The 16,232-nt window shown below is 48.0% G+C and carries 1 protein-coding gene; it reads right to left on the bottom strand.

Going from position 1 to position 16,232, the window contains the following annotated elements:
- Window positions 1-76 precede the first annotated feature (76 nt).
- Window positions 77-16,201: a non-ribosomal peptide synthase/polyketide synthase gene (locus AC3WTF_RS00120; RefSeq protein ID WP_492314149.1), complete on the bottom strand. Its 16,125-nt coding sequence runs from the start codon at window positions 16,199-16,201 to the stop codon at window positions 77-79.
- Window positions 16,202-16,232 lie beyond the last annotated feature (31 nt).

The following is a 16,232-nucleotide window of genomic DNA, read 5'->3' as shown; positions in this document are numbered from 1 at the left end:
CCTCCAGTAAGTTTTAGCCGGCTGACCGCTGTCCCCGTAAAAACATCATGCCGGGGACAGCCGGTACCGGCCGTTTTTAGAAATTCAATTCGATTTCGCTTGCAAAGTGTTCACTTTTGTTTACTTTCTCACTTAATTGAATTTCTTTTAAAGGAATCGATGGGTCTTTTATGATCGCCGACAGAATCATGGCGTAATCCTTGCTCAGCGTAGCGATGGTTTTCTGTTTAAACAGCTTCGTGCAATACTCAAAGCTTCCTTGAATCTCGTGCGGATTCATCACGAAGGTCAGCTGCAAATCAAATTTGGCCGCCGTATTTGTTTGTTCATATGGTCTGACCGCGAGAGAGTCCAATTCGATATCCGTTTGTTCCGTATTTTGCAGAACAAACATCGTATCGAATAACGGATTACGGCTTAAGTCCCGTTTCACTCCCAGTTTCTCAACTAATTCTTCAAAAGGATACTCTTGATTTTCATAAGCTTTCAGCATCGTTTCTTTTGTTTCCGTTACATAGTCCATAAAAGTCTTTTCTCGAGCCGGGGCCGTACGGATGGCCAGCGTATTCACAAACATCCCGATAATATGCTGTAAATCTCCATGCATTCTTCCCGCAATAGGCGTACCGACGACGATATCTTCCTGACCGCTGTATTTGGCCAGCAGTATGTTATAGGCTGACAGCAAGATCATGTAAGCGGTCGATCCGGTCAATTCTTCCATCTGTTTTATACCCTGGACCACGGTCTCATCGAGAGCGAAATTGTATCGCTTTCCTTCAAAGCTTCGAATTCGCGGTCTGGCAAAATCTTTCGGCAGCTCAAATGGCGGGAGTTCCTCATGAAATACGTTCAGCCAATAGTTCTCCTGCCTCTTGATGCGTTCCCTCTGCTCCGCCTGCTGCTGCCATACAGTGTAATCTTTGTATTGAATCCGGAGCGGGGTTAATTCTTTGCCGTCATACAATTGAATCAGTTCTTCAACAAAAATATTCATAGAAGCGCCGTCTGAAACGATATGATGCATGTCAAACATGAAAACATGTCTGTCCTGTTCTAATTCGATGAGTCCGGCCCGAAGCAATGGAGCCTGACTGAGATTGAAAGGCCGCACGAAATTGCGGAACAGCTCCTCGACCTCTTCATCAGCTGCTTTGTACCTTTCTATAGAGAAATCCGCCTGCGGCTTGATCACCTGCACCAGCTCTCCGCGGATCATTTCAAATCCGGTTTGTAGCGATTCATGGCGCTGGATCAGACTTTGGAACGCAGATTGTAAACGATTCATGTCGATCCTGCCTTCCAATGTCAAAATCCCCGGCATGTTGTAACTTAGTTCTCCGCCTTCAATTTGTGTAGACAGGTAAACCATCTTTTGCACAGAAGAAACAGGATAAACATCTTTGGCTTCTGCAATAGGGATTTCATCCGGTCCGCTGGTTTCCGCGCCTGCAATGACCCTCGCCATTTCTTCAATCGTCGGGTATTGAAACACTTCTCTCAATGAAATGCTTTTGTCGAATTGCTTATGGATCTTGGTAACGAGCGTCATCCCCCGTAACGAATGCCCGCCTAGATCGAAAAAGTTATCTTTGACGCCGACTTGTTCTACCTTCAATACTTCTTTCCAGATGTGAACCAGCTGCTCTTCCGGTCTTGTCCTTGGAGCAACATAGTCAATCCCGGTCTGCAAGCCTGCTTCAGGCAGCGGTAACGCGCTGCGATTCACTTTTCCATTGGAGGTTAACGGCATTTGCTCCAGTTGCATCAAGTATGAAGGAACCATGTAGCCTGGTATTTGATCGGAGAGTTTTTCTTTAAGCTGATTGATCGGCAGTGACTTCTCCCCTGTAAAATAGGCATTCAAATCGCTTTGCCCCTCTGCATTTTCTCTGGCCACGATCACCGCTTCTTGTACATGCTCGATGTTGAGAAGAGCGGCTTCCACCTCGCCAAGTTCGATCCGGTAACCGCGAATTTTGACCTGGTGATCCTTTCTTCCGGCATATTCAATGTTTCCATCCGGCAGGTAACGGGCAAGGTCGCCTGTTTTATACATCCGCTCTCCGATTACAAACGGATCGGCCACAAACTTTTCGCCCGTTAATTCAGGCAAGTTCAGATACCCACGTCCTACTCCGTCTCCGGCGATGCACAGCTCACCTTTTACACCTATAGGCAGCATCCGATCATGGGAATCAACAATATACACACGGTTGTTGCCCAGCGGCTTGCCGATCGGCACGTAACCGCCGTCGTCAGCGGATGCCAATGTCTCCGGTACGATGTGAAAGACTGATGCATCCACGCAGGTTTCCGTCGGACCGTATACATTGGTTATGAGCGGCATTGATGACCCGTTCGAAGCGAACAATTCAAGCAATTGCGCCACCGTCGCCTGCGGGAGCGCCTCTCCTCCAATAAGCATGTGCCGGATCGTTACCCCATGAAGGCTGTCTGCAGCGATAAGCAATTGCAAATGTGACGGTGTTCCGTCTGTTACGTCAATACGGTGGGTGCGATAATAGTTTGACAAGGCATAACCGTCTGATACTGATGCTTTAGGGACGATATACAGTGCATGTCCCCCTAACAGTGCCGCGAAAATTTGCTTGACCGATGCATCGAAATAGTACGGTGCCAACAAAGACACACGCAATCCCGAATCATAAGCACCGTACACTTGTCCGCGGAGCCCCTCCATCAAATGAAGGACCTGGCGATGCTCAATCAGCGTGCCTTTTGGCTTGCCGGTTGTGCCTGATGTGTAAATCACATACGCCAAGTGATCCGGTCCGGCTGCCGTCACCAGATTCGAGCCATCCCCGCTGTTCATTCGTTCGTCATTCAGCAGTAAAATCTCTCCGGCAAAGGATACACGATCTTGTAAATGGGGCTGTGCCAGCAGAACCTTTGCTCCTGAATCCTCCAGAATATAGCAGAGGCGTTCCTGCGGGCTGTCCGGATCCATCGGCACATACGCGCCCCCGGCTTTCAGGATCGCCATAATCCCCACGATCATTTCCAGAGAACGTTCTGCCAGAATACCCACAGGCTGGTCAGGCTGCACGCCTTCGCTTCTTAAAATCCGCGCCAGGCGGTTGGCCCGCTCATTCAGCTCACGGTATGTGAATCGGCTTTTCTCGTAAACTGCGGCCGTATGTTCCGGCGTGCGCTCCGCCTGCTCCTCGAACAATTGGTGAATTGTTTTGTCCCTTGGGCAGTCTATCGCCGGTTGGCCCCATCTCTCCACAATCTGCTCTTTCTCCTTCGCGGTGATCATCTCCAGCGATGAAAGCGGCGCCTGCGGATTATTCGCAATCGCCTCGATCAATTGGATAAAGTGCTTTGCCATGCGTTCCGCAGTTTCCTGCTTGTACAGCGCTGCCGCGTAACTGATCATACCTGTAATTCCGTCTTCATTCTCTGCGGCTTGGAACGTCAGGTCGAACTTCGCCATCGCATGGTTGTCCGGATAAGGGGTAAAACGCACATCATCGAGGCTCAATTCTCCCTGTTCTGTGTTTTGCCATATGAACATCGTGTCAAACAGCGGATGGCGGCTGAAATCCCGGGACACATTCAGCTTGTCCACCAGTTCGTCGAATGGATACTCTTGGTTTTCATACGCTTTTAATGTATGCTCTTTGACTTCCTGCACGTATTCCCGGAATGTTTTTTCCCCGACCGGATTCGTTCGTATCGCCAGTGTGCCCACGAACATGCCGATTAAGCTTTCCAAATCCGAATGGGTTCTTCCGGCAATCGGGCTGCCTACTACGATGTCTTCTTGCCCGCTGTATTTGGCAAGCATGGTCGTATAAGCAGCCAGCAGGACCATGTACAGCGTGCTTTCGCTCTTCAGTGCCAAGCCTTTCAGCTGTTCCGTCAACTCCGGTCCGATGACAAACTCGATTTGTCCTCCTTCAAAGCTCCGCGCAGCCGGTCTTCCGTAGTCGGTTGGCATATCCAGCACCGGAACCTCTCCGCTGAACACATCCAGCCAGTACGCTTCCTGTTTCTTCACCCGTTCGCTTTGCATATCCGACAGCTGCCACGCCGCATAATCTTTATACTGAACCCGCAATGGCGGCAATTCTTTTCCTTCATATAATGAAACGAACTCTTCAATCAAATTCTTGATAGATACGCCATCGGAAATGATATGATGCATGTCAAACAGCAGCAAATGGCGGTCTTTTGCAAGCTCGATCAGTCCTACCCGCAGCAGCGGCGCTTTCTCCAAGTCAAATGCCCGCACAAACCCATGAACGAGGGCTTCCGCCTGTTCTTCTTTCGCTTGAGTGAATTCCACTGCAAATTGGACGTCGTCATAGATCCGCTGCACCGGTTCTCCATCTATCAGTTCAAAGCCGGTACGCAGCGTTTCATGGCGCTGAATCAGCTTGCGGATCGCTTTCTCGACAAGTTCCCGATCCAGAGCTCCATCGGCTCTCATGACACTCGGCATGTTGTAGCTCAGCTCTCCGCCTTTCAGCTGATTCAAAATGTACAGCCGTTTCTGCGCCGAGGAGACGGCATAGTATTCTTTTGCTTCAACGGTCGGGATAGATGTATATGCTGTGTGTTTCATTCCGGTAATCGTTTCTGCCATTTCTTCAATTGTTGGCGATCGGAACACTTCCCGCAGCGGCAGGCTGACCCCCATCTCTTTGTGCAGCTTCGCCGTCAGCGTCGTTGCCCGCAGCGAGTGACCGCCGATGTCGAAGAAATTGTCTTTCACGCCGATACGCGGAAGTCCAAGCACCTCTTGCCAGATATGCGCCAGCTGCGCTTCCGCCGCTGTACGGGGAGCAACGTATTCGATCCCTGTTTGCACGCCTCCTTCTGGTGCTGGCAATGCTTTGCGGTCGATTTTTCCGTTTGCCGTTAACGGCAAACGCTCCAGTTGGATAAAGTACGACGGGATCATATACCCCGGCAGTTCCTGCGACAGCGCTATTCGCAGCTCGCTCACCATCAGCTCGGTGTTCGCTGAAAAGTATGCGCATAGCTGCTTTTCTCCGTCTCCGTCTTCAAGAGCGGTGACTACTGCTTCCTGTACCGCCTCTATCTTTAAGAGCTGAGCTTCCACCTCGCCGAGTTCGATCCTGTATCCTCGAATTTTCACTTGATGATCGATCCGGCCCAAATATTCGATGTTACCGTCCGGCAGCCATCTCGCCAGATCGCCCGTCCGGTACATCCGTTTGCCGGGTTCGAACGGATGATCCGCGAACTTCTCCGCAGTCAGCTCAGGACGGTTCAGGTACCCCCTCGCCAGTCCGTCGCCTGCGATACAAAGCTCTCCCGGTACTCCGACTGGCTGTAGACGCATTGATCCCGGTGCCATCATATACAGCTGTATATTCGAGATCGGCTTGCCGATCGGTACCGATGCATACGCTTGGTTCGCTTCGCAGTTGAAGTACGACACATCGACTGTTGCTTCCGTCGGGCCGTACAGGTTGATCAGTTGGGCGCCGTTCACAGGCGTAATAAGGCGATGAAATCTTGCCGTATGTGCCGGCATTAATGCCTCGCCGCTTGCAAACACTTGCCGCAACGTACGCAGCTTGCTTGTCTGTCCGCTCGCCGTCTGTGTTTCCGCAAACTTCAGGAAGGCGTGCAGCATCGCCGGGACGAAATGCATTGTCGTGATACTTTGCTCTTCTATTGTGTTCCAAATCACTTCAGGGTCTTTCTCTCCGCCGAGCGGAAGCAGGCACACCTTCGCACCGGTCAAAGCCCACCAGAACAGCTCCCATACCGAGACGTCGAAGGTGATCGCTGTCTTTTGTAAAATCGTATCGCCGCTGCCGATCGGATAAGCCTTTTGCATCCACATCAGCCGGTTTATAACCGGACGATGTTCAACCATAACCCCCTTGGGCTTGCCGGTCGATCCGGACGTGTAGATTACATATGCCCTATCGCCCGCACCGGACAGCGGATCCAAGTTAGAAACGTCATCATCGTAAACGGAAGTATCATCGAGATCGATGACCGTTCCTGCAAAAGCAACCCGTTCTTTCACGTGACGCTGTGACAGCAGCAGGGTCGCTCCTGAATCTTCAAGGATGTAGCGGATGCGTTCCTCCGGGTAATCCGGGTCGATTGGCACATAAGCGCCTCCCGCTTTCAGGATTGCATAAATCCCGACCATCATTTCTAGAGAACGCTCAGCCATGATCGCAACAAGCTGGTCGGCCTGTAGGCCTTCAGCTCGTAAAGTGCGTGCTAGTTGATTGGCCCGTTCATTTAACTCAAGGTATGTCATACGCTGCTCCTCGAATATAACCGCCTCATGGTCCGGCGTCCGGAGTGCTTGTTCCTCGAACAGCTGATGAATCGTTTGTTCACGTGGGTAATGCATTTCGTTAGACTGAAAACGGCTGTGCAGCTGTTCTTTTTCTTGCTGCGTCAGAAGTTCCATTTCTTCTACTTTGACAGACGGCAGCTGCAATACTTGCTGCATAAGCTGTTCAAAATGTCCGCGAATCCGCTCTGCCTCTGATTGTTCATATTCATTTCGGTTAAAACTAAAATGAACAGTGAGTTGTTCGCCAGGGATGACAACTACATTAAAATCGTAATGGGTGTGTTCTTCTATATGGAAATTCACGATATTTAAATCCGCAGCATCATGGCCCTCTTCAACTTGCTGCCCTATCGGATAATTTTCAAAGATCATGATATGATCAATTAAGTTTTGCTTTTGTTCCGTTTGGGCCTGAATTTCGTATAAAGGATAGGTATCGTACGATTGGGAAGCCAGCGCGTTTTGTTGAACCATTTGCATCGTATCAGCAAAAGTGCTGTCCTCATCGCAGCGGATGCGAACCGGAATCGTATTGATGAACAGACCGATCATCTGTTCCACATCAGGAATTTCCGCCGGCCTTCCCGACACGACACTGCCGAAGACAACGTCTGCGGACCCGCTGTATTTCTGTAACAAAATCCCCCATAACGTTTGGATCAACGTATTTAACGTAACCTGATGCTGATTTGCGATCTGCTGTAATTGTTTTGTCTGTTCGTGATCAAATCGGCAGATCACATTGGCATAAGCGTATTCTTTTTGTTCATGCTGCGCTATTTTATGAAGAAGCGTGGTTTCACCTTTATATCCTTCAAGATACCCGCTCCAGTACCGCTTTGCCGCTCCCTGATCTTGGCGGTCAAGCCACTCGATATAGTCGCTGTAAGGAGCTGCCGATGGCGGTTCTGGTTCCCTGCCTTCCTGTAAGGCGCTATAATGATCAAACACTTCCTTCGTGATAAGAGACAGGCACCAGCCATCCATCACAATATGATGGAAGCTCCAAATCAAATGATATTTGCGGTCTTCCATACGGAAAATCGCTATGCGCATCAGCGGATCCCGAGCCAAGTCAAATCCTTTTGCCTTGTCTTCTCTTTGATAGGCTGCGATTGCATCCTCTCTCAGGTGCTCCTCTATATCACGCAAATCTGCAAAATGAATTTGCGGTGTTTGCGTTTTATAGACAATTTGTAAAGGAGTATCGTTCCAGCCGCTGTAAAAACGGGTTCTGAGCACGGCGTATGTTTCAAATAATCGTTCAAGGCTTGCTTTAAACCAATCAATCTTTAACTCTCCCTGCAAATCGAACGATGCTTGTTCAAAATAAGAACTTGAGGCCTCGTCCAGCAGGCTGTGGAAGAGCATTCCTTTCTGCATCGGAGTGAGCGGATACACGTTTTCAACCTCACCTGCATGCGGCAGTTGAATGAGGAGCTGATCCAATTCGTCAATGGATATGCCTTTTAACAAAATATCGCTTGGCGTCAGTTCCGATTGTTCTTTATGAACGCAATGCGTAATGATTGTCCGCAGGCGGCTTTGAATCGTTTCCGATAACCGCATGATCGTTTCTTTTGCGTACTGTTTGCTGCTGTAGCTGATCGTAAGCTTCAGCCGGCCCTCGGTGATCATTCCGTTTATATTCAATACATACGGTCTTTCTTGATTTCCGCTTGAGTCTGAACCGCAAGAATAAGAAGATAACTGAACCCCATGCTGCTGTAAATCTTGGTCAAACTGTCCCAGGTAGTTAAAGCTGATCTCAGGATTGAGTTTCGATGGCATTCCGCCGCTTAAGTACCTTGCTATTCCATATCCGATCCCTTTATACGGAATTTGGCGCAATCCTTCTTTGGTCGTCTTGATATAATCAGAGATTTCTTTGCCCGGCTGCGCGTGCAGCACAACCGGATACAGACTTGTAAACCACCCGACCGTGCGGGAGATATCTATATCTTGTATAATCTGTTCTCGGCCGTGTCCCTCTAAATGAATCGGAATTTGTTCCAGTCCTGACCAATGCGATATGGAAAGACCCAGAGAAGTTAAAAGCAAATCGTTTATTTCCGTGTGATAAGCGCGATTCGCTTGTTTTAATAAGAGCTCCGTTTCCTCTTTCGTCCATTCCACAGTTGCTGTTTCGCTGTCTTTTGCAGTTGTATGGGTTTCATGAAAATCTTTAGGCAGCGGTTTGACTTCGGTTTGTTCGATTTTTGTCCAATATTCCTGTTCTTGTTTTATGGTTTCACTTTGCGCATATTCTGACAGTCTCTTAGCCCATAATTGGAAAGAGTCTGTTTTTTGCGGCAGTTGAATCACTCGCCCGTTCTCGGCTTGCTTGTAGCCGCTAACGATATCTTCCAGTAGTATGCGCCATGAAATCCCGTCTATAATCAAATGATGGATGGCAATGAGCAAATGATCTCCATCTGCGCATTGAAACAACCCGGCTTTCATTAACGGCCCATCACTTAAATGCATACTGCTTTGTATCTCATCAGCTTTGGCTTCAATTGTACGTCCCGGATCGGGATCTTCTTTCAGATTCATGACTTCTAAGCGGTACAGTCCGCTTTGGGCGATTTCTTCATTCTGTGCCTCACAGCCATTTTCCGTAGTCCGGAACGTCATGCGGAGCGCATCGTGATGTTCAGCAAGCTTTTGCAGGGTTTGACGAAGCTGCGTTTCCTGAAAACCTTCCGGCGCATGCAGCATGACGGCTTGATTGTAATAATGCTGATCTGTTGTTGTTTGTTCGAAAAACCAATGCTGAATAGGAGTCAGGCTGACTTTTCCTTTGACCTCACCTTGATCGGCTATACGCAGATTCTGCTTGATATGCGGACTCAATTCTGCAATTGTTGCATATTGAAACAAGTCTTTGATTTCCATTTTGTATCCTTGCTGATTTAATCTGGAGGATACTTGAATGGATTTAATGGAATCTCCGCCAAGATCGAAGAAATTATCAAGAATACTGACGTTTTCAGCGCCTAATACCGATTCCCAGGCAGAAACTAATATTTCTTCAGCTTTTGTTCGGGGAGCTTTATACTCTGCTCTGTCCTGCAGTTCGAAATCCGGAGCCGGCAGCCCTTTTTTGTTTATTTTTCCGTTAGAAGTTAAAGGCATTTCATCAAGCTCGATAAAATAAGCCGGAACCATATAACTTGCAAGGGTTTGAGACAATTGTTTCCGGAGCCGGGCTGCCGTTGTTTGCCCGCCGCTCACGTAATATGCACACAATTGTTTAAACCCGTGGACGTCCTCTCTGGCTGTAACGACAGCTTCCTTAATCACTTCTTCTTGAAGCAGTGCCGCCTCGATCTCGCCTAATTCGATACGATAGCCTCTGATTTTCACTTGTTCATCTATTCTGCCCGCATATTCAATGTTTCCGTCCGCCAGCCACTTCGCCAAATCTCCGGTCTTATACATCTTCGCTCCGGGTTCAAACGGGTCATCGACAAATTTCTCTGCCGTTAATTCGGGACGGTTCAAATATCCTCTTGCCACACCGGCGCCGCTGATATAGATCTCTCCCGGGACACCGATCGGCGCGGGTTTCATATTCTCATCAAGAACGTAAATGCTCGTATTTGCCGCAGCGGTTCCGATCGGTACTGATTCCCGCCTGTCCTTTGCGGCATCATAACGGTAAATCATGCAGCCGACAACGGTTTCCGTCGGTCCGTACTCATTGCATATTTCAATCCGGCCTTCGAACTGTTCATGAATGCTGCGGGCTAACCGGGTGCTTAAGTTTTCCCCGCCCACAATCATTCTTCGGACAGCCGTTTGATCGGCAATGTTCATTTCTTTCAAGACCTGCAAATGGGCCGGGGTCAATTTAATGATATCCACCCTCGGGTCCCGCACAATTGATTCAAGCAGAGCTGTTTTATCCTCTCCGTCATAGACGATGATTGCATTGCCTGTGACAAGCGGCGTGAAAATAGAAGTCACCGTCAGATCAAAAGAAATTGACGAATACAATGGGAAGTTGGCTTTCTCGCCTTTTACATAAACTTCTTTCGCCCACCAAATATAATTGGTCAAGCCTCCGTGCTCGATTAGTACGCCTTTTGGCCGGCCTGTGGAACCTGACGTATAAATGACATATGCCAAATGGCTCACATCACTTATCGGAGCAAGGTCAGAGCCATCTTGGTGATAAGAACTTTCATCATCAAGTAAAACCGTGGCGCCTTCATAGGCAAGCTGTTTCCTGACGTCCCGCTGCATTAAAACGATTCCGGCTTGGGAGTCATCCAGCATATACCGGATGCGGTCTTGCGGATATTCCGGATCTATAGGTACATAGGCTCCGCCTGATTTTAAAACGGCAAGGATTCCGACCACCGATTCGATGCTGTTTCTTGTGATGATGGCTACAGGCTGATCCGTCTGCACTCCTTTCGCTCTTAACGTTCGCGCCAGGCGGTTGGCCCGCTTATTGAGCTCTCCGTACGTGAGCTGCCTGTCCTTATCAATGACGGCTGCTTGATCGGGCGTACGCTGCGATTGCTCTTCAAATAATTGATGAACCGGCGTCTGCGGGAACGGCGCAGCCGTGTCGTTCAGCGTCTGCAGAAGGGTTCTTCTTTCGCCTTCCGTTAACAATTCCGCTTGATCCACCCGGATATCCGCATCTGTCACGACTTGATGCAGGATTTGCATGAAATGTTCCCGAACCCGCTCTATGCTTGCCCGCTCATACACATTTGCATTGTATTCAAAAGAGATGTTCATCTCGTCGCCCGGTATAACGGTCAAATTAAAATCGTAGTTGGTCTGTTCTTCCATTTGTACGTTGGAAATCGTGATGGATGTTCCGTTTTGGCGGCCTATACTTTCCATATACTGATCAACCGGATAATTTTCGAATATCATTAAATGTGTAATTAAATCTTGCTTTTGCGTTGTACGCGCTTGAATATCGTACAGTGGGTGCGTCTCAAATTTTTGGGACGCTACAGCCCTTTCCTGCGCCTCTTTCATAAGCTCAGCAAACGTTGTCCCGGCTTCACACCGAAACCGGACGGGAATGGTGTTAATGAATAAGCCGATCATGGTTTCCACGTTTGGAATTCCAGCGGGTCTTCCGGATACAACACTTCCAAACACAACGTCCCGGCTACGGTTATATTTCTGCAGCAAAACCGCCCATGCCGTCTGCAGCAGCGTGTTCAGCGTGACATGATGCTTGCCTGCCGTCCGCTTCATTTTCGAAGTGAGATCGGAGCTTATGTCACACGTCACTTTTTCAGGAACGTATCGTCCGTCCTCCGCTGCATGGTGATCCTTAGGAAGGCCGGTTTGCTCCTCATATCCCTCCAAGTACTGATCCCAATAAGCCGCGGCCTCTTTCGCATCTTGTCGGCCGAGCCATTCAATATATTGACTGTACGGAGTAATTGACGATTGTTCAGGCTGCTTTTGCTGAAGCAAAGCAAAGTAATTCTCGAAAATTTCTTTTGTAATCAGCGGCAGACACCAGCCGTCCATCAAAATATGGTGGAAACTCCAGATAAAACGGTATGTCTTTTCATCCGTACGAAGGATGAATAACCGCATTAACGCGCCTTTTTCTAAGTCGAACCCCCGCATCTTATCTTCTCTGGCATATTTCTGAATCATCGCTTCTTTTTGTGATTCCTTCATCTCTCGTAAGTCATTGAATTGAAAACCGATTTTTTTCGTTTTGAATATGATTTGGAGCGGCTGATCTTTCCAGCCTCTGTAAAAATTCGTGCGGAAAATATCATATTTTTGCGATAAGCCGTCCAAGCTTTTTGAAAATGAATCAATTTCCAGATCTCCATGCAGATCAAACATCGTTTGCTGAAAATAAGCACCTGAATTCGGATCAAATAAGCTGTGAAACAGCATGCCCTTCTGCATCGGCGTTAATGGATAAATATTTTCCGCTTCGCCTAATTCACGCGTCTGCTCCAAAAGCTGTTCCAGTTCGTCGATTGAGATGTCTTTTAACAGGATGTCACTTGGTGTGAGAGAAGTCTGCTGCCGGCTTACGCAATGTGCAATGACTTCTTGCAGACTTTCTTTCAACCCCCGGGCAAATTGAGCCATAGTAGATCTTTCGTATTGTTTGCTGCTGTAGCTCAGTGTCAGTGATAATGTCCCTTCGGCAATCATGCCGTTCAAATCAAGCACGGCCGTTCTCTCTTGGTTTTCGTTCATTGATAACCCTGTGGAAAAAGGCGAGATGCGCAAAGCCTGATGCTTCAGGTCTTGGTCAAATTGTCCCAAATAGTTAAACGATATCTCCGGTTTCAGCTGCAGGCTGTCGGCTTCCGGATGCCCGGATATATATTTGATGATGCTGTAATTCATTCCTTTGTCAGGGATACGGCGCAGCCCTTCTTTAACGATCTTGATCCGCTGCGACAGGTTTTTTCCGGCTTCCATCCTCAGGACGACAGGGTACTGGCTTGTGAACCATCCTATCGTGCGGGAAATGTCAGCATCCGGAATAATCGGTTCTCTCCCGTGGCCTTCCAAATTCACGACAATGTCTTCCGTGCCTGTCCACTTGTGAACAGCCAGCCCTAACGAAGTCAGCAGCAGATCGTTGATATCCGTGTTGTAGGCGCGGTTCGCTTGTTTTAATAATTGCTCCGTTTCCTCTTTTGTCCATTGAATCGTCACTTCTTCGCTGTCTCTTAATAACGCTCCTTCGCTGATAGTGTCCTTAGGCAATGGCTGAGGCTTTATACTTGAAAGCTCGGTCCAATACGCAATCTCCTCTTCCATATCGGTTTCCGCCGCATATTTGGACAATTGATCGGCCCAGAATGGAAACGAGTCTGTTTTTTGCGGGAGCTGGATCGTTTGTCTGCGTTCTGCCTGCTCATAACCGCTTGCAAAATCTTCGAGCAAAATACGCCAGGATACACCGTCAATCAGCAAATGATGAATTGCAATCAGCAAATGATCTCCGTCCGGACATTGGAACAAACCGAGCTTCATCAATGGCCCTTTGTCTAATACCATGCTGCTTTGAATCTCATTCGCTTTATCGGCAATCGCTTGAGCCGGATCGGTTTCCCCTTTATAATTCATCACTTCCAGATGGAATAGTTCACTTTCATCTGTTCCTGTAATTCGCGGAGCGTATCCGTCCGGCGTTTTTTCAAAAATCATCCTCAAGGCATCGTGATGCGACGCGATCCGTTCCATCGTCCGGCGAAGCGGGCCCTCTTTAAAGCCTTCCGCCGAATATAACATGACGGCCTGATTGTAATGGTGTGCATGCGGCATTTTTTGCTCAAAAAACCAATGCTGTATCGGGGTCAGCTTGGTTCCGCCATTCACTTCTCCTTGATCAGCCATCCTGCTGACCGGTGCTACAAACTGACTAAGTTCAGCAATCGAGGGGTGTTTAAACAAATGCTTCATATCAACCTTGTATCCGGCTTGATACAATCTGGATGACACCTGAATTGATTTAATCGAATCTCCGCCAAAATCAAAGAAATTATCCAGAATTCCTATACGTTCTGCCCCTAATACTTCTTGCCAGATGGACGCCAGCAGTTCTTCTATTGTGTTCCGCGGGGCTATGTATTCGTATTCCGCCCGCGTATTTTCGTCAGCAGCAGGCAAAGCTTTCATATCAATCTTCCCATTGGAAGTGAGCGGAATGCGTTCCAAAGGGATAAAGCGGGAGGGAATCATATAATTCGGCAGTTCCCGGGATAATTCTTCTCTGAACTGCGCAGCGGTCAAAGAAGGCTCGCCGACATAATAGGCATACAATTGTTTGGCCCCGTCTGCGTCTTCCCGCGCGACGACTGCGGCTTCACGAACGTTTTCCAGATTGAACATGGCTGCCTCTACCTCGCCGATCTCAATCCGGTAGCCGCGAATTTTCACTTGATGATCAATCCGCCCTAAATATTCGATTCTTCCATCCGGCAGCCATCTGGCGAGATCCCCCGTTTTATACATCTTTTGACCAGGGACATGCAGATGCTCCACAAATTTTTCCTCCGTCAATTCAGGCCGATTGAGGTAGCCGCGGGCCACTCCCGCTCCTCCGACATACAGCTCTCCCGGTACGCCGATCGGCTGGATTTGATGGTGCGCTCCTAAAATATAAGCTTGATGGTTGGCCACCGGGCTGCCGATTGTGATCTGTTCATCAGCGGACTGAACAGGGTGAAATGTAGATACCACGCTGTTTTCTGTCGGTCCGTATTCATTATTGATCCGAATGCGAGGCTGCAGAGAATGCAGCTTCTCAACTGTATCTGTTTCCAGCTGCTCACCGCCTACAACAACATGCTGAACATGGATGAAATCCTCTCTGTTCATCTGTTCAATCATCGTTTTCAGAAGACGGGGGGAAGTTGAAAAATGGGTAATTCTTTCTTGTTTTATGGCATTTTGAATGGCGAAAGTTTCTTTATTCTCTTCATTAGGCAAAAGGTGCAAAGTTGCTCCTGAGATGAGCGGGCCGAAGAAATTTAAAATGAACGCATCAAAAACATACGGGTACAAGACAAGTACGCGATCCGCCGGAGAATGCCTGAAAAACGCCTTCTTCCACTGAAGCGAGTTCACAATGCCGCCGTGTTCAACCATGACCCCTTTCGGCTTTCCTGTTGTACCCGACGTATAAATGACATAGGCTAAATGGCTGTGTCCCGCTACTGGTGATAACAATGAGCAATCGGCATGGTATGATGTTTCATCATTCAAATCAATCACCGGGCCGTCAAAGGCGAGACTGTTTTTTAAATGATGCTGAACAAGGAGAACGTCTGCATCCGCATCATGAAGCAAATATTGAAGCCGCTCTTTTGGATATTCAGGATCCAGGGGCACATAAGCGCCCCCTGCCTTCCAAACAGCTATAATGGATACGATCATCTCTAATGAACGATCAGCGAGAATGGCGACTAACGTATCGGGTTGAACCCCGCAATTACGCAATGTTCTTGCCAAACGGCTCGCCTTCTCATTCAGTTCCCTGTACGTCAAATGGTCGTTTTTAAATTTGACGGCCGCATTCTCAGGCGTTCTTTCTGCCTGCTCTTCAAATAATTGATAGACTGTTCTGCTCCCGGAGAAATCTCTGACGGTGTCGTTAAAATCAAACAATAGCTTCTGTTTTTCCGCTTCCGGTAAGATCTCTGCCGTATGGATCGCGGCTTGAGGCTGAAACAGGATCACAGACAGCAGCTGATCCAAATGGGATACAATTTGATTGATATAGTGCTCATCGTACAGATTGCCGTTATAAAAAAGCTTCAAATGAATCCCGTTGTTCTCCAAATCAAAGTGAAACAGCGTATCGGTTGCAGTATCTTCTTTACATTGCAAGGAATGAATTTCGTTAAGCGAAACGACGGTATGAATCAAAGGCATATGCTCGTCATTGTATTGCACGCTTAGATGCCGGGCCATTTTTCTAAACGGCAGGTTTTGATTTTTCAGAGAATCATTAACGGCTTCTTTCAGCTGCCCGAATACGGTTTTAAATGTGCTCTCGTTTGAAAGCGTATTTTTTAAGAGGACAATGTTGTTAACGGCTGACTGGCCGGCTTTTTGCTTCGATACCGTTGGAATGCCAAGAATCAGGCTCGTTCGATCCGTATATTTATATAACAAGCATTCAATACCCGCCAATAAAATCAGATAGGCCGCCATATCGGAATGATTCGCCATTGTCATGATTCTTTGAGATACTTCCGGAGATAAGGAACGGCAGATGCATTTTTCCTGGTAGCCGGTACGGACCAACGACGCTTTATCCGCTGCTTTAAAGTAAGGGAATGCGCTTAGACCGTCTTCTTCATCAAACAGGTTTTCCCAGTACGTTTCTTGAGTTTTAAATACCGACATTGGAGCACCTCATTTTATATATTTTAAAGAA

This window comes from Bacillus sp. EB106-06-01-XG163 (assembly GCF_058791615.1).
Note: the sequence above shows the minus strand (reverse complement) of the source record. Positions and strands in the feature narration are given on the sequence as shown.

What these genes read in the sequence shown, in the direction of transcription:
- AC3WTF_RS00120 (WP_492314149.1), bottom strand. Translation starts at nt 16,201, where the DNA reads ATGTCGGTATTTAAAACTCAAGAAACGTACTGGGAAAACCTGTTTGAT.